Annotated in this window: 17 protein-coding genes; 9 read left to right on the top strand and 8 right to left on the bottom strand. The window is 62.9% G+C overall.

The annotated features are described in order from the left end of the window. Positions 1-5: 5 nt before the first annotated feature. Complete coding sequence (locus tag PSAL_RS11045; protein WP_231388493.1) at positions 6-659, top strand: arylesterase; 654 nt, start codon at positions 6-8, stop codon at positions 657-659. Positions 660-677: 18 nt separating this feature from the next. On the opposite strand, the gene PSAL_RS11040 is transcribed toward PSAL_RS11045, so the two are convergent. Both PSAL_RS11040 and PSAL_RS11035 read right to left on the bottom strand, forming a co-directional pair. After that, positions 678-884: a cold-shock protein gene (locus PSAL_RS11040; RefSeq protein WP_119837683.1), complete on the bottom strand. Its 207-nt coding sequence runs from the start codon at positions 882-884 to the stop codon at positions 678-680. Between the two features lie 236 nt (positions 885-1,120). Then, positions 1,121-2,008, bottom strand: a complete 888-nt coding sequence (locus tag PSAL_RS11035) for an alpha/beta fold hydrolase (protein WP_119837684.1) — start codon at positions 2,006-2,008, stop codon at positions 1,121-1,123. Between the two features lie 117 nt (positions 2,009-2,125). On the opposite strand from PSAL_RS11035, the gene PSAL_RS11030 reads away from it, so the two are divergent. Then, entirely contained in the window at positions 2,126-2,599 is a 474-nt protein-coding gene (locus PSAL_RS11030; protein ID WP_119837685.1) for a thioredoxin domain-containing protein, read from the top strand. 40 nt (positions 2,600-2,639) lie between these two features. On the opposite strand, the gene PSAL_RS11025 is transcribed toward PSAL_RS11030, so the two are convergent. Then, positions 2,640-3,206 carry a L,D-transpeptidase gene (locus tag PSAL_RS11025; RefSeq protein WP_119837686.1) on the bottom strand — a complete coding sequence of 189 codons (567 nt, stop codon included), beginning with the start codon at positions 3,204-3,206 and terminating at the stop codon, positions 2,640-2,642. Positions 3,207-3,553: 347 nt separating this feature from the next. On the opposite strand from PSAL_RS11025, the gene rfbC reads away from it, so the two are divergent. The 5 genes from rfbC (at position 3,554) to PSAL_RS11000 (ending at position 8,117) form a co-directional block, all read left to right on the top strand. After that, complete coding sequence (gene rfbC, locus PSAL_RS11020; RefSeq protein WP_119837687.1) at positions 3,554-4,111, top strand: dTDP-4-dehydrorhamnose 3,5-epimerase; 558 nt, start codon at positions 3,554-3,556, stop codon at positions 4,109-4,111. Further along, positions 4,108-5,145, top strand: coding sequence for a dTDP-glucose 4,6-dehydratase (gene rfbB, locus PSAL_RS11015; RefSeq protein ID WP_119837688.1), 1,038 nt, complete (start codon positions 4,108-4,110; stop codon positions 5,143-5,145). Before rfbC ends, rfbB begins: the two co-directional genes overlap by 4 nt. Then, positions 5,142-5,993 carry a dTDP-4-dehydrorhamnose reductase gene (gene rfbD / locus PSAL_RS11010; protein WP_119837689.1) on the top strand — a complete coding sequence of 284 codons (852 nt, stop codon included), beginning with the start codon at positions 5,142-5,144 and terminating at the stop codon, positions 5,991-5,993. The genes rfbB and rfbD overlap by 4 nt, the downstream gene beginning before the upstream one ends. Beyond that, a complete protein-coding gene (gene rfbA, locus PSAL_RS11005; RefSeq protein WP_119837690.1) occupies positions 5,990-6,868 on the top strand; it encodes a glucose-1-phosphate thymidylyltransferase RfbA in 879 nt (292 codons plus the stop codon). Before rfbD ends, rfbA begins: the two co-directional genes overlap by 4 nt. Positions 6,869-6,950: 82 nt before the next feature. After that, positions 6,951-8,117, top strand: a complete 1,167-nt coding sequence (locus PSAL_RS11000; protein WP_119837691.1) for a DUF2793 domain-containing protein — start codon at positions 6,951-6,953, stop codon at positions 8,115-8,117. A gap of 45 nt (positions 8,118-8,162) precedes the next feature. Here the strand turns inward: PSAL_RS11000 and PSAL_RS10995 are convergent, their stop codons facing one another. Then, positions 8,163-8,966: an ABC transporter permease gene (locus tag PSAL_RS10995; protein WP_119837692.1), complete on the bottom strand. Its 804-nt coding sequence runs from the start codon at positions 8,964-8,966 to the stop codon at positions 8,163-8,165. A 366-nt stretch (positions 8,967-9,332) separates the two neighbouring features. Between PSAL_RS10995 and PSAL_RS10990 the strand changes: the two genes are divergently transcribed. Continuing rightward, a complete protein-coding gene (locus PSAL_RS10990; RefSeq protein ID WP_147407584.1) occupies positions 9,333-10,412 on the top strand; it encodes a capsule biosynthesis protein in 1,080 nt (359 codons plus the stop codon). Further along, positions 10,412-11,074 (top strand): ABC transporter ATP-binding protein, encoded by a 663-nt coding sequence (locus PSAL_RS10985; protein WP_119837694.1) that lies wholly within the window; start codon positions 10,412-10,414, stop codon positions 11,072-11,074. Before PSAL_RS10990 ends, PSAL_RS10985 begins: the two co-directional genes overlap by 1 nt. Positions 11,075-11,132: 58 nt before the next feature. On the opposite strand, the gene kdsA is transcribed toward PSAL_RS10985, so the two are convergent. From kdsA to PSAL_RS10965, 4 genes are all read right to left on the bottom strand, one after another. After that, positions 11,133-11,969 (bottom strand): 3-deoxy-8-phosphooctulonate synthase, encoded by an 837-nt coding sequence (kdsA, locus tag PSAL_RS10980; RefSeq protein ID WP_119837695.1) that lies wholly within the window; start codon positions 11,967-11,969, stop codon positions 11,133-11,135. Next, positions 11,966-12,769, bottom strand: a complete 804-nt coding sequence (locus PSAL_RS10975) for a 3-deoxy-manno-octulosonate cytidylyltransferase (protein WP_119837696.1) — start codon at positions 12,767-12,769, stop codon at positions 11,966-11,968. The genes kdsA and PSAL_RS10975 overlap by 4 nt, the downstream gene beginning before the upstream one ends. A gap of 18 nt (positions 12,770-12,787) precedes the next feature. Beyond that, positions 12,788-13,777 (bottom strand): KpsF/GutQ family sugar-phosphate isomerase, encoded by a 990-nt coding sequence (locus PSAL_RS10970; RefSeq protein WP_119837697.1) that lies wholly within the window; start codon positions 13,775-13,777, stop codon positions 12,788-12,790. A gap of 155 nt (positions 13,778-13,932) precedes the next feature. Further along, positions 13,933-14,238 carry a hypothetical protein gene (locus PSAL_RS10965; protein WP_147407585.1) on the bottom strand — a complete coding sequence of 102 codons (306 nt, stop codon included), beginning with the start codon at positions 14,236-14,238 and terminating at the stop codon, positions 13,933-13,935. Between the last annotated feature and the right edge of the window lie 152 nt (positions 14,239-14,390).

Genomic DNA, 14,390 nt, shown 5'->3' with positions numbered 1-14,390 from the left:
CGACAATGTTAAGTGTCTGGATGGCCGGGGCGGCAGGTGCGCAGGCCGATCCGGTCACGCTGCTGGCCTTCGGCGACAGCCTGACCCAGGGCTATGGCCTGCAGCAGGGCGACGGTCTGGTACCGCAATTGCAGGGGTGGCTGGCGGCAGAGGGGCGCGAGGTCACGATCATCAACGCAGGGGTCTCGGGCGACACGACGTCCGGGGCGCTGGCACGGATCGACTGGTCCCTGACGCCGGATGTCGATGCGATGATGGTCATCCTTGGCGGCAATGACCTGCTGCGGGGCACCGACCCCGCCCTGACCCGCAGCAATCTGGACGCTATCCTTCAGGCCGGCGCGGCACGGGATCTGCCGATGCTGCTGGCGGGCATGCAGGCGGCGACGAATTACGGCGCGGAGTACAAAGCCGACTTCGATGCGATCTACCCCGATCTGGCAGAAAACTACGACACGGTCTTCGTGCCGAGCTACCTGGCCCCGATCATGAGTTCGGGCGACGACGAGGCGGGGCCGATGGTGTCACGGGACCTGATCCAGGCGGATGGCATCCACCCCAATGCCGCAGGCGTCACGCGGATCGTCGCCGCGCTTGGCCCATCGGTTCTGGAGCTTCTGGATCGGGTAGAGGCGCGCAGTCCCGCGCCGCAGCAATAGGCGGTTCGGACCTGCGGGTCACTCAACCTGCAGGTTGATCGCGGATTCCCGGCCATCGCGGCCTTCCTTGATTTCGAATCGCACGCGCTGATTGTCGGCAAGGCTGGTCAGCCCGGAGCGTTCGAGCGCCGAGATATGCACGAAGATATCCTTCTGGCGACCTTCGGCTGCAATAAAGCCGTAGCCTTTCATGGTGTTATACCATTTGACGACACCAGAATTCATGGCGCCTCCCCAAAGCGAAACACTGCCCGCATCATGCGGCAGCCCGGCGCGGCTTGTGGCGTGTCGAAATTGCGTCCCTCTGCGGAAGGGAGCGTCGATAGCTGTAGCGATGCCCGACCAGAATGATCCCAAGTCGTACGTTAAGCAAGTGTTAACACCAGGATCGTTAACAGAACCGCCCAAGGCATGTTGGGCCTGCCTGGTGCGCGTGGAAAGGCCTGTGGCCTGGGCCCGTCCTAAAGTCCAAAAAAGCGTCGGATGTCATCGAAGACACGTGACGAGGTTTCGTAAAGCAAATGACCCTGGCCTGGATAGGTATAGACCTTCTGCGCGTGGATCTGGCCGGCGAAACGCTGTGTCGCGGGCAAGGGAAAGACCGGATCCCCGGCGCCGTGGAAAAAGCCGACCCGCGCCGGGGCAAGGTCGGTGTCGGGGTCAGGTACCCAGGTCATCAGGCTGGCTGAATGCGCCATGGTCAGGCGCAGCGACGGACGCACCATGGTGGCGCGCACGCCTTCCGCCTCGGTTTCGCTTTTCGCCGCCGCGGCACTGTCGCCGTAGTGGTCCCGACCATAAAGCAGGGTGCGATAATTCTCGGTCAGCGTGTCCTGGGGATCGGTGGAATGGCTGCGCAGCATGGCCTCGGCCATGTCCACTGCGCCGCGCGCAGAAGCAAGCAGTGCCGAAGGCGCGCCAGCCGCCGAAGAGATCAGCGCCAGCGCGCGGGCCGGGTGGTCAAGGCGCTCTGCGGTCTCGATGGCAATGGGACCGCCGGTGGAGAAGCCGACGAGATAGGTGTCCCGTGGGGCGATGTCGTTGACGTAATCGGCGATCAACCGGGCCGAGCCGTCGATATCCACCCGGTGATCTGCGGGCAGCCCGTCCATGCCGGGAAAGCGGTAGGCGACGACAGCCGTGTCGGGCAGGTCCCAGTCGAGGATCGGCGCGAAGATATCCGTGGATTCGAAGGCTCCGGGAATGACCACGATCAGGCGGGCGACGCCGGGCTTCGCCTTGCCGTTTTCCAATAAGGGGAAGGCGCCTGCCTTGTCCGCTCCCGGAAGGGAGGAACAGGCACCAAGGCACAGCAGCAAGGCAATGGCGGAAATCAGGCGGGTCAGCATAAAGGGTCCGGTAAGGCAGGAAACAACGCGCGTGAAGGCCGCCGGTTCCCAGCCGCTGCGCAGCTTGTGATGCCCCGAGGGGATCCTGTAAGAAACCCCATGCAAGGGAGAATGCCGATGGACACGGACAAGCGCAGCGCCAAACCCGCATCGAACGGTAGCAAGCTGACCTGTTTCGACTGTGGCCAGGTCAACAGGGTGCCCGTCGCCCGACTGGCAGAAGGGCCCAAATGTGGCACCTGCGGGGCGGCCCTGATGCCTGCCAAACCGGTCGAGATCGACCTCGCCATCCTGCAGAAGGCCGCGCGCAATGACGATCTGCCGCTTGTGGTGGATTTCTGGGCGCCCTGGTGCGGTCCCTGCCGGACGATGGCGCCTGAGTTTTCAAGGGCGGCGGCGGGGCTCAGGGGGCGCGCCCGGCTCGTCAAGATCGATACAGAGGCCCATCCCCGCGCCAGCGCCAGTTACGGGATCCGGGGCATCCCCACGATGATCGCCTTCGCGGGCGGGCGAGAGCGCAAACGCCAGGCCGGCGCACAGAAGGCGCCGGCGATCATGTCCTGGATCGGGTCGGTTGCGCCAAAGCCCTGAGGCAAGGACCTGAGCAGGCCTTGGCGCCCGGAGGCAGCGGTCAGGCGGACTGAAGCACCGTGACCTTGCTGCCGAGGGGCACGTTTTCATAGAGTGCCATCACGTGTTCATTCACCATCCGGAAGCAGCCGGACGAGGCATTGTGCCCGATCGACTGCGGCTCGGTCGTGCCGTGAATGCGGATGTAGGTGTCCTTGTCGCCTTGGTAGAGGTACATCGCTCGCGCGCCGAGCGGGTTGCCCGGCCCGCCTTCCATGCGATCGTTGTTGCCTTCGAACCTGCCGTAATGGGACGGATCCCGTTCGATCATGTCCTGGGTCGGACGCCAGGTGGGCCATTCCACCTTGCGCTTGATGACAGCCGTCCCGGTGAATCCGAGGCCCGGCCGCGCGACAGAGATCCCGTAGCGTGTCGCCACGCCGGGCGCGGTGACATGGTAAAGGAAATAGGATCGCGGCAGAATCACGATCTCTCCGGGCTGATATTCCGGCGAAAAGCTGACCGATTGGGGCAGAAAGATCGGCGGCGTTTCGGCGGCGGCAGCAAGGCTTGGCGCAAAAGCGGCGGCAGCAGCAGCGGTCGCAAGGAATTGGCGGCGGTTCGTCATGGAAGTCCTCCTGGCAGAAAGGAATCGCTGAGCCATTGTTTCAGGCGCGCGCCTTTTTAAACAGTGCGGGTTTCGTCCTGGTTCCCTTGGGCCCCCGGAATCGCGGGAAAGTGTCTCCAATTTGCAATTCCAGAAGCGAAATCCGTCAGGATCGGGCGTCGGATGGCGTCGAGACCGCCGCATTGCCCCGGTCGGCCCGATTCGAAAAGAGCCGAAGAAGGGAAAAATTAAACCTTTCCCGGATACTCACGGTGAGGGCTAGGATCTGGTCCTGCGAAATGGCGGTCCCCGGTTTCGACCGGATGCGATGAAAACGCGCTGACGGCGCAAGGCCAGAAGGCTGACAGATGGATGTGACTGCAACCCGTTTGCCCGAAGTGCTGCTTCTCACTCCGAAGCGGTTCGGGGATGAGCGCGGCTTTTTCAGCGAAAGCTGGAACCGGCGGACCATGCGCGATGCCGGGCTCGATATCGATTTCGTGCAGGACAATCATTCACTTTCCAGCCAGGCCGGCACCTTGCGAGGATTGCACTACCAGGCCCCGCCACATGCGCAGGGCAAGCTGGTGCGTTGCGGGCGCGGGCGGCTGTTCGATGTGGCGGTTGATTTCCGCAAGGGCTCGCCCCGGTTCGGGCAATGGGTCGGGGTCGATCTGAGTTTTGACAATGGTCACCAACTGTGGATCCCGCCGGGCTTTCTGCATGGTTTCGTCACCCGCGAGGATGCGACCGAAATCGTCTACAAGTGTACCGATCACTATGCGCCAGAAGCGGATGGCGCGGTGCATTGGGACAGTCTGGACATCGATTGGGGCGTCGGCGAGCCGGTGCTGTCGAACAAGGACGCCGCCGCACCGACCTGGCAGCAGGTCGAGAGCCCGTTTGATATGGAGGGCGGGTCATGAAGATCCTCGTCACCGGCGGTGTCGGTTTCATCGGCTCGGCCGTCGTCCGGCTGGCCATCGCGCGGGGGCATGAGGTGGTGAACCTGGATGCGCTGACCTATGCCGCCTGCCTTGGCAATGTCGCGCAGGTCGCGGGACATCCAGCCTATGCTTTCGAGCACGCGGATATTCGGGACGCCGCCGCGATGACCCGGATCCTGACCCGCCATCAGCCGGATGCAATCATGCACCTGGCTGCCGAAACCCATGTGGACCGCTCAATCGATTCACCGGGGGCCTTCGTCGACACCAATGTCACGGGCACCATGGTCCTGCTGGAGGCCGCCCGGGCCTACTGGCAGCAGCGGGGACGGCCCGAGGGATTCCGGTTTCATCACGTCTCGACGGACGAGGTCTTTGGCTCTCTCGGCCCAACCGGATTTTTCAACGAGGCCACGCCTTATGCGCCAAACAGCCCCTATTCGGCCTCCAAGGCGGCTTCGGACCACCTGGTTCGGGCTTGGCATGCGACTTATGGCCTGCCGGTCGTCCTGTCGAATTGTTCCAATAATTACGGGCCGTTCCACTTCCCGGAAAAGCTGATTCCGGTGGTGATCCTGAAGGCCCTCGCGGGGGAAGAGATCCCGATCTACGGCGCTGGTGAGAACGTTCGCGACTGGCTCTATGTCGAAGATCATGCCGAGGCGCTGCTGGCGGTACTGACGCGGGGCGCGCCGGGGCGGACATACGCCATCGGGGGCAATGCCGAGGCCCGCAACATCGATCTGGTGCGGATGATCTGCTCGACGCTCGACGGGTTGCGACCGGCAGCCGCGCCCTATGGCGACCAGATCCGCTTTGTCACAGATCGGCCGGGCCATGACCTGCGCTATGCGATCGACGCCACCCGGATCCGCGAGGAACTGGGATGGCAGCCGTCCGTCACCCTGACCGAGGGCATCGGTCGCACCTTGCGCTGGTATCTTGAAAACGAAGACTGGTGGCGGGCGCTTCAGGTCCGCGATGGGGTCGGAGTCCGTCTGGGGGTCGCATGAAAATTCTGGTTTTCGGAAAGAATGGCCAGGTGGGCCGCGAATTGACAAAGATGCCGCATGTCCTGGCGCTGGACCGCTCCGTTGCCGACCTGTCCGTCCCCGGTGCCTGTGCCCGGGCCATTGCCGAGGCGGAGCCCGATCTGGTTATCAACGCCGCGGCCTTCACGGCCGTCGACAAGGCCGAAGCCGAGGTCAGGCTGGCGCAGCGTATCAACGGCGAAGCGCCGGGGGAAATGGCGCGAGCCTGCGCCGCCCTGGGGCGGCCTTTCCTGCATGTCTCGAGCGACTATGTCTTTGATGGTTCAGGCCGCGCAGCGCGACGCGAAACCGCGCGCTGCAAGCCGATCAACACCTATGGCCACAGCAAGCTGGAGGGCGAAGAGGCGGTGATTGCCGCCGCTGGTCGTTGGGGAATCCTGCGCACCTCCTGGGTGTTTTCGGCTCATGGTCAGAATTTCGTCCGGACCATCTTGCGCCTGTCCGATACCCGGGCGGAACTGCAGGTGGTCGAGGACCAGATCGGCGGGCCGACCCCCGCAGCGGATATCGCCCGCGCACTGATGTGCATCGGCCGGGCCATGGTGGGGGGGCATCCCGGTGGGCTTTACCATTTTTCCGGTCAGCCGCCGACCAGTTGGGCCGGTTTCGCACGCGAGGTCTTCGCGAGGACGGGGCGACAGGTCTCGGTTACGGGGATCGCATCGTCGGGCTATCCAACGCCGGCGGCGCGACCGCTGAACTCTCGTCTGGATTGCCGCAAGATTGCCGAAGATTTCGGCCTCCGGGCGCCAGATTGGAAGGCAGGGCTCGATAAGGTTCTGGCCGAAATGGAAGGTGTGACGACATGAAGATGCGCAAGGGTATCATCCTCGCTGGCGGGTCGGGCACCCGGCTTTACCCGATCACCATGGCGGTCTCGAAGCAACTGCTGCCGGTGTTCGACAAGCCGATGATCTATTATCCACTTTCGGTGCTGATGCTGTCGGGAATACGCGAGATCGCGGTCATCACCACCCCCGAGGATCAGGCGCAGTTCCGGCGCTTGCTCTCGGATGGTGCTCAATGGGGGTTGAAGTTCACCTATATCGTTCAGCCCAAACCCGAAGGTCTGGCACAGGCCTATCTGCTGGCCGAGGAGTTCCTTGATGGCGCGCCGAGCGCAATGGTCCTCGGCGACAACTTGTTCTTTGGTCACGGGCTGCCCGCTCTGCTGCAGTCGGCGGACACCAGCAATGCGGGCGGTACCGTCTTCGGCTATCGTGTTGCCGACCCGGAACGCTATGGCGTGGTGGATTTCGCGGTTGATGGCACCGTGCGGCGGATCGTCGAGAAACCGGATGTCGCGCCGTCCCCATATGCGGTGACCGGGTTGTACTTTCTGGATGGGTCCGCCCCCGACCGCGCCCGGGCCGTCACACCGTCGGCTCGCGGAGAGTTGGAAATCGTGTCGGTCCTCGACAGCTATCTGGAGGACGGGGATCTGCGGGTCGAACAGATGGGGCGGGGCTACGCCTGGCTCGATACCGGGACCCATTCCAGCCTTCTGGACGCAGGAAATTTCGTCCGCACCCTGTCGGAACGCCAGGGCCAGCAGATCGGCAGCCCGGATGAGATTGCCCATGAGCAGGGTTGGATCGACGACATCGCCCTGCTGCAAAGGGCTGGGATGTTCGGCAAGAACGCCTATGGCGGTTACCTGAACGCCCTGATTGAACAGGCCTGAAACCCATCGTCACGGTGGTGTCAGGGGAAGTTTACGGCACCTCTCTAGCGTCCGGGGCATATACCCATTCTGGAGAGGTTTCATGCCGGATACATCCGCAATCCTGTCGCTGCCCTATATCCTGCCCTCGCAGGCGCAAAAGCATGTGACCCATAACGAAGCGCTGCAACTGCTCGATACTTTGGTGCAGTTGACGGTTCTTGACCGCAGTCTTGCGATCCCGCCGGTCAGCCCGGCCGAAGGGGACCGCCACGTTGTCGGCGCCGGGGCAGCTGAGGACTGGGTCGGGCAAGACAACGCGATTGCCACCTATGACACCGGGTCTTGGGTTTTTCAGACACCGAAACCCGGCTGGCGCGCCTGGCTGCTGGGTGAAGACTGCGAGATCATCTGGCGCGACGGCGCCTGGAAGGATGCCTCTGACCTGCCGCTGCACCTGGCGGAGCTTGGGATCAGTGCCAGCGCCGATAGTATCAACCGGCTGAGTGTTTCTGCTCCCGCGACCCTGCTGAGCCATGCAGGCAACGGCCATCAGTTGAAGATCAACAAGGCCGCCACCGGTGAAACGGCAAGCCTGCTCTACCAGAGCAACTGGAGTGGTCGCGCGGAAATGGGGCTGAGCGGCAGTGACGAAATTTCGGTGAAGGTCTCTCCTGATGGCAGCAGCTGGACCACCGCGTTGGTCATCGATCCGGCCGACGGCAGCCTGAGCGGCGAGGCGATCCAGTCCCATGGGGGCGATGACACCCCCGGCCGGGTGCTGACTGTCGGGGCCTTCGGGTTGGGCGACAGCGGCGATGGCCTTGCTGCGCCATCAGATGATGCGGATCTCTGCGAGGCGGCGGGCTTTTACAGCTTCACTGCCGCGGGCAGCAATTGCCCCGAGGCCGATCCTTCGGGCGCCAGCCTGATGGTGATGCGGGGCGGCGATTCTTCGGCCCGTCAGGTCTATGTTGCCGAGGACGGTCAGCGGGTCTGGTGCCGGGGGTATTCGGGTGGTGGCTGGTTGCCTTGGGTCGAAATGTTCACCCAGGCCTCGATCGTGGGGACGGTGTCGCAGACTGAGGGGGCGGTAACCGGCGCCGTGGTGGAAAGCGGCTCCAACGGGCACGGTGAATACATCCGTTGGGCGGATGGCACGCAGTTCTGCACCAACGGCAATGCCGCGATTTCGACCAACCCGGCAAGCTTTACCGGCACGGTGACCAGTATTGACGGCGGCAAGCTCAAGATCGGTCGCTGGTTTTGAAGATCCACGCGGGCAGCCTGGCCAAAGGCCACTGCCCGCAAGCCTTTACCGGTTGAGGATCCTTCGGTGCAACCGGCTCAGGAACAGCATTCCCAGGGCCAGGAGCCCGAGGCTGACACCCATCACGTAAGTCGGGCTTGCAAAAGCCGCGTCATAGCCGGGGTAAAAACCGCGCCGCAGGATCCCGATGAAATGGACCGCGGGATTGTACCAAAGCATGTCACGCCAGGGCTGCGGCACGCTTTCGAAAGTGAAGAAGATTGTCGAGATCAGGAACATGGGTCGCATGAAGATCGACCAGGCATGGATCCAGACCGGGAACAGCCCCTGTAACAGGCAATTCATCACCCCTACGCCAAGCCCCAGGAAACCCGCCAGTGCATAGGCCTGCAAGATCGCGCCCAAATCCACGATGGCGCGGGTTTGGAATAACAGAAGGATACCTCCAAAAATCAACTGCCCGACCATGAGTTGGGTGATCAGGTTCAGCAGGAAGCGGGCGATGATGGCGTCCAGCCAGGTGACTGCCGGATAGGCGAGCAAGGGGCGCGAGAAGTCGATGCTTTGTGCGATCCGTCCCGAAAGATGGGTGAATAGCAGAAATGGCAGCATCCCCGAGGCATAGAATAGTGGGAAACTGACGCCGAGCGCCGGGGCGCGGAAACCGACCGAGAACACGGCAGTCAGTAGCGCGATGCCAGCCACCGGTTCGGCGATGGCCCAGAGATATCCGCCTGGCGAACGTCCGTAACTGGTCGCCATCTCGCGCAGGATCAGCGCCCCTATGGTGCGGATGCCGGTGCGGTGGCGGCGACGTTCCCGGACCCCCGGTCTACCGATGCTGGCCATGGTTCTGTCTGCCTTTCGACGGCGCCTTGCCAGAGGTTCCGCCATTTTGGTTTGCTTCCGGTTCCAGGCGCGGCTCTGTCTTTACGATTTGTGATCCTGTCCGCCGTAGTCTTGGGCGAGAACAGTGAACAAATTGCCAAGTGGACAGTGACCCAGCAAATTCGAAAACCCTTGCCGGCGCAGCCAATTCCCCAGGCGTCTCCTCCCTCCCGAGGGCCGGCGGCACCAGGTCACCGGCCCGTTTCTGCGCCACCACCTGCTGTTGCGCCTGCGCCGGAGACTCGGATCTTCGCGGGCCCGGTGGCGGCCCCGGCTCCGCCTGGTCGTCTGCGCGGTCGGCATGTTTTACTGCTGCTCAGTTTTCTGGTGACTGTGATCGCTCCCCTCGCCATCGCGGGCTGGTATCTTTGGGAACGCGCAGCGGATCAATACGCCTCGACCCTGGGGTTCTCGGTTCGCGCCGAAGATCAGAGCCCGGCCATCAGCCTTTTGGGTGGGATTACCGATTTCTCCGGCTCTGGCAGCAACGACACGGATATTCTTTATGAATACCTGCACAGTCAGGACCTTGTGCAACAGATGGCGGCTGAGCTCGACCTTGGGCGAATCTGGTCCCGCCCGGGCCATGACTGGCGCGCCTCCGACAGTGATCCGGTCTTTGCCTATGATGCCGAAGGCACGATCGAGGATCTGGTGGAATACTGGCAGCGCATGGTGCGCATTCGCTATGACACAGGGACCCAGTTGATCGAGGTGCGCGTTCTGGCCTTTGACCCTCAGGAGGCGCAAAGCGTCGCGACGCTTCTGTTGCAAAAGAGCTCGGAATTAATCAACACGCTCAGTGACATCGCCCAGGAGGACACGATCCGATCCGCGCGCGAGGATCTGGAGATGGCCCGAGAGCGGCTGCGCGCCGCGCGCCGCGACGTGACCGAATTCCGTAACCGGAATCAGCTTGTCGATCCGGAAACGGATGTCGCTGCGCAGGCGGGTCTGTTGGGTGAGCTGCAGGCACAACTGGCTACCGCCCTGATCGACGCGGATGTTCTTGCCAAAACCACCCGGTCGAATGACCCGCGGATTGCCCAGGCCAGCCTTCGGATCGAGACAATCAGCCGCCGCATCGCTGCCGAGCGCTCGAAACTGGGCATGGACGGGCAGGGCAATCCCACCCTGTTATCCGAAGTCATGGGTCAATACGAAGCGTTGGTTGTGGATCGCAAGTTTGCCGAGGAAAGCTATACCTCCGCTCTGGCGGCTTTCGACCTGGCGCAGGCCGAAGCACGACGCAAAAGCCGCTATCTCGCCCCCTATATCCAGCCGACCATCGCGCAAAGTTCGCGTTACCCCGAGCGCGGGACATTGTTGATCTTCGGCGCGATCTTCCTGTCGCTGACCTGGCTTGTCCTGGCCGTGACAACCTATGCGCTGAAGGACAGACACTGATGATAAGGCTGGAAAACCTGTCGATGGATTTTCGCCGCCGTGGCAAGCGCAAGCTGGTCGCCAAGGGGATCAATGCGACCTTTCCATCCGGGCGGGCTGTCGCGCTTCTTGGGCGAAACGGAGCGGGCAAATCAACGCTGCTGAAGATCATCGCGGGAACGATGGAGCCGACGGCGGGGCGCGTTGTCTCTTCCGGGACGATTTCCTGGCCGGTGGGTTTCGCGGGGTCCTTTCATCCGCATCTGAGCGGGGTGCAGAACGCCCGCTTCGTGGCACGGATCTATGGCGCCGACAGTCGCGCTCTGGTCGATTTTGTTGAAGATTTCGCCGCGCTCGGCGATCATTTTCGCCTGCCCGTCTCGACCTATTCGGCGGGCATGCGGTCACGCTTGGCTTTCGGTGTGTCGATGGGGCTACGCTTTGACACCTACCTGGTGGACGAGGTGACATCTGTCGGTGATGCCGCCTTTCGCGCAAAGAGCGCCTGCGTCTTCCGCACCCGGATGGAGGACGCGGGGGCCATCGTCGTCAGCCATTCGATGATCCAGGTGAAGGAGCTTTGCGACATGGGCGCGGTGTTGGAAAACGGTGACCTGACGCTTTACGAGGACCTCGACGAAGCCATCGCGCATCATCAGCGGGTGATGTCGACCGCCGCCTGATCGGCGGCAGCCCTTTCATGGCAAAAGGCGAAGGCGCAGGACGCCCTTGCTGGGCGGTTCAGCCCATCAGACCCGAGCTTTTGGTCAGATCGTCATAAGCGCGCAACTGGCTGATCAGTGCCTGCATCTGCTCGATCGGAATCATGTTGGGCCCATCGGAGGGCGCGTTGTCTGGGTCTTCATGGGTCTCGATGAACAGCGCCGAAACACCCACCGCGACCGCCGCACGGGCGAGGACCGGCGCGAATTCACGTTGCCCGCCGGATGTCGCACCCTGCCCGCCGGGCTGCTGGACCGAATGGGTGGCGTCGAAGACCACCGGGTAGCCCGTGCGCGCCATGGTCGGCAGGCCCCTGAAATCGGTGACCAGAGTATTGTAGCCGAAACTGGTGCCACGGTCGCAAAGCAGGATGTTCTCGTTTCCGGTCGACGCGATCTTGGAGGCAACATTACCCATGTCCCAGGGCGCCAGAAACTGGCCTTTCTTGACGTTGATCGCACGTCCGGTTTCACCCGCCGCGAGCAGCAGATCAGTCTGCCGGCACAGGAAGGCCGGGATCTGCAGCACATCGACCGCCTCGCCCACGGAGGCACATTGATAGGCATCATGCACATCCGTCAGCACCGGCACGTCAAATTCGTCGCGGATCTTCGACAGGATCAACAGGCCTTCGTCCATGCCAAGGCCCCGGGTCGTCGAAATAGACGACCGGTTCGCCTTGTCGTAGCTGGACTTGAAGATGAACTTCGTCCCCGTCGGGGCGCAGGCCTCGGCGATCTTTTCCGCCATCATCCGCGCGTGATCCAGACTTTCCAGCTGGCAGGGACCAGCGATCAGTGCGAAGGGCTCGGTCCCGCCGATGGCGATATCCCGGACAGTGACGATCTTGCTCATTTGACGGCGGCCTCCAGTTTGCGCAGGGCGGTTTCGATCCGCGGCACATCCGCGGGGTTGTTGAGTTCCCAGAAGACCCGGCCGCGGCCTTCGACCTCGACGCAGCGCACGGGCACGCCGGTCTCGAGGAACCGCAGTTGTTCCAACCCTTCCAGCAGTTCCAGCGGCGTTGCCGCCTGGGCGACATACCCCGCCAGCGCATCGGGCCGGTAGGCATAGACGCCTACGTGATGGAAGACGGGCACCGGGTCGGGCATCTTTTCGGGATCGACGAAGGGGATGACTTCCTTCGAGAAATAAAGCGCATTGCCCTGTGTGCCAAAGACGGCCGTCGTGCCGCCGACCCGGCCGTTGCGACGATCTTCAAGGAAATTGGCATAAGTTTCGGCGTCGCAACGCAGCACCGGCGTGGCCATGGGGATGGCCGGGTCGGCCTTCATTGCGGCGATCAGGTCCTCGACGAACCAGGGCGGGGTCAGCGGCGCATCGCCCTGGAAGTTGACGACCAGGTCGGCCTCGATCCCGCTGTTCGCCAGCGCATCGGCGCAGCGTTCGGTGCCATTGGCGCAATCGGGCGAGGTCATGACGACCTCGGCCCCGAAGGCGCGCGCGGCTTCGGCGATGCGGTCGTCATCGGTGGCGACATAGACTGCATCGACGCCAGTGATCGACTGCGCGGCTTCCCAGCTCATCTGGATCAGGCTCTTGCGGCTGCCATCGGGCAGGGTCAGCACGGCCAGGGGCTTGCCCGGATAGCGGGTCGAGGCATAGCGGGCAGGAATGAAGATGACGGTTTTCATGATACTCCGGAAAGCTATCTACATCACGCCGGCGCGCAGCAGGTCATGGATATGGAGCACACCCAGCGGGCGCTTGTCATCATCCACGACCAGCAGCGCGCTGATCTTGCGGTCGTTCAGCACGGCCAGGGCCTCGGGGGCCAGCATGTCGGGGCCCACCGTGATCGGGCTCTTGTTGGCGACATCCATCGCGGTGCGCTGCATCAGCCCGTCCATGTTGCGCCGCAGATCCCCGTCGGTGATGACCCCGGCAAGCAGCCCGTCACGGGTCAGCCCGGCAATGCCGAAGCCCCGCGCGGTCATGGTCAGCAGAACGTCGTTCATGCCGCTGTCGGTTTCCAGCACCGGCAGGTCCGCGCCCTTGTGCATCAGGTCCCCGACGCGGGTCATCTGGGCGCCCAGCTTGCCGCCGGGGTGATAGATGCGGAAATCTTCGGGCAGGAAGTGTCGCTCTTCCATCAGCGCCACGGCCAGTGCATCGCCAAGGCCAAGCGTCAGCGTGGTCGAGGTCGTTGGTGCCATGCCGATGGAACAGGCCTCGGGCAGGTTGGGCAGGGTCAGCCGGTAATCGGCGGCCTGCATCAGCGTGCTGCCGTCGCGCGACGAAATCCCGATCAGCGGGATCGAGAACCGTTGCGCATGGTAAACCAGATCACGCAGTTCGGTGGTTTCGCCGGAATTCGAGATCAGCAGGCAGATGTCGGCAGGCGTCACCATGCCAAGGTCGCCATGGCTGGCTTCGGCGGGGTGAACGAATTGCGCCGGCGTCCCGGTCGAGGCCAGGGTGGCGGCGATCTTGCGCCCGATATGGCCTGATTTGCCGATGCCCGAGACGATGACGCGCCCCTTGGCCGTCAGGATACGACGTACCGCAGCGGCGAAATCCGGTGGCAGATTGGCGGCAAGGTGCGCCAGCGCGTCGGCTTCGGTCTGCAACACGCCCCGCGCCGTGGCGAGCATGGTTTCCGAGGGCAGTGAATTGTCCAGAGGTTCGGCCTTGCGCGGCATGTCAGGCGTCTCCGATCGGGCCGCCGTTGCGACCGTTCCTGATGTGGGCCTGATGGTTACCATGAAGGGTTGGACATGGCCAGAGTGGCCGACCGCAACGACGGCGCAAAAGGACCCGCCGGGCTGTTCTGGTTGCTTTGATCGGGGCTCGGGAGTCAGAACAAGGAGAAGCACACGCAAAGCACGCTCTTCCGCAATCTTCCAGGTTCTGTTTTTCCCCACAAACGCAAGAAACTTGGAGAGAGCAATCTTAGAGAGAGAAGAAGAGCCTTGCGCAGGAAACCATAGGTATGGGCAAGAGACTTCTGATATTGAACTTTTTCCTGAGGAATTTTACTTCCGGGCATGGCATCAAAAATCCCGCGCAATGCGCGGGTTGCATGAAGGTCATCCAGTTTTCCCGGTTTGCGAAGAGTTTTGGTATGGCCGTTCCCGCCTGAAAACAGTGTCGCAACTGTCATGCGTGTAAGGGGATGCCTGCGGGCTCGTCTCCGTCTTTGACACCCACGGGCCCTGGCAAACCCATTCCAAAGACAGCAGGATGAGTCTGTTCGGGTAAGGGGAAGTTTGCCCCCCAGCCGAGTTGCGCAACAAAGCCCCCACAACGCAGCCC

Source organism: Pseudooceanicola algae, assembly GCF_003590145.2.
In the GTDB taxonomy this organism is placed as follows: Bacteria; Pseudomonadota; Alphaproteobacteria; order Rhodobacterales; family Rhodobacteraceae; genus Pseudooceanicola; species Pseudooceanicola algae.
This window is presented reverse-complemented; position numbering and strand designations above follow the sequence as displayed.

Bases quoted from the DNA above. Each gene is read 5' to 3' on its own strand.
- PSAL_RS11045 (WP_231388493.1), top strand. From the start codon at position 6: ATGTTAAGTGTCTGGATGGCCGGGGCGGCAGGTGCGCAGGCCGATCCG.
- PSAL_RS11040 (WP_119837683.1), bottom strand. From the start codon at position 884: ATGAATTCTGGTGTCGTCAAATGGTATAACACCATGAAAGGCTACGGC.
- PSAL_RS11035 (WP_119837684.1), bottom strand. From the start codon at position 2,008: ATGCTGACCCGCCTGATTTCCGCCATTGCCTTGCTGCTGTGCCTTGGT.
- PSAL_RS11030 (WP_119837685.1), top strand. From the start codon at position 2,126: ATGGACACGGACAAGCGCAGCGCCAAACCCGCATCGAACGGTAGCAAG.
- PSAL_RS11025 (WP_119837686.1), bottom strand. From the start codon at position 3,206: ATGACGAACCGCCGCCAATTCCTTGCGACCGCTGCTGCTGCCGCCGCT.
- rfbC (WP_119837687.1), top strand. From the start codon at position 3,554: ATGGATGTGACTGCAACCCGTTTGCCCGAAGTGCTGCTTCTCACTCCG.
- rfbB (WP_119837688.1), top strand. From the start codon at position 4,108: ATGAAGATCCTCGTCACCGGCGGTGTCGGTTTCATCGGCTCGGCCGTC.
- rfbD (WP_119837689.1), top strand. From the start codon at position 5,142: ATGAAAATTCTGGTTTTCGGAAAGAATGGCCAGGTGGGCCGCGAATTG.
- rfbA (WP_119837690.1), top strand. From the start codon at position 5,990: ATGAAGATGCGCAAGGGTATCATCCTCGCTGGCGGGTCGGGCACCCGG.
- PSAL_RS11000 (WP_119837691.1), top strand. From the start codon at position 6,951: ATGCCGGATACATCCGCAATCCTGTCGCTGCCCTATATCCTGCCCTCG.
- PSAL_RS10995 (WP_119837692.1), bottom strand. From the start codon at position 8,966: ATGGCCAGCATCGGTAGACCGGGGGTCCGGGAACGTCGCCGCCACCGC.
- PSAL_RS10985 (WP_119837694.1), top strand. From the start codon at position 10,412: ATGATAAGGCTGGAAAACCTGTCGATGGATTTTCGCCGCCGTGGCAAG.
- kdsA (WP_119837695.1), bottom strand. From the start codon at position 11,969: ATGAGCAAGATCGTCACTGTCCGGGATATCGCCATCGGCGGGACCGAG.
- PSAL_RS10975 (WP_119837696.1), bottom strand. From the start codon at position 12,769: ATGAAAACCGTCATCTTCATTCCTGCCCGCTATGCCTCGACCCGCTAT.
- PSAL_RS10970 (WP_119837697.1), bottom strand. From the start codon at position 13,777: ATGCCGCGCAAGGCCGAACCTCTGGACAATTCACTGCCCTCGGAAACC.
- PSAL_RS10965 (WP_147407585.1), bottom strand. From the start codon at position 14,238: ATGACAGTTGCGACACTGTTTTCAGGCGGGAACGGCCATACCAAAACT.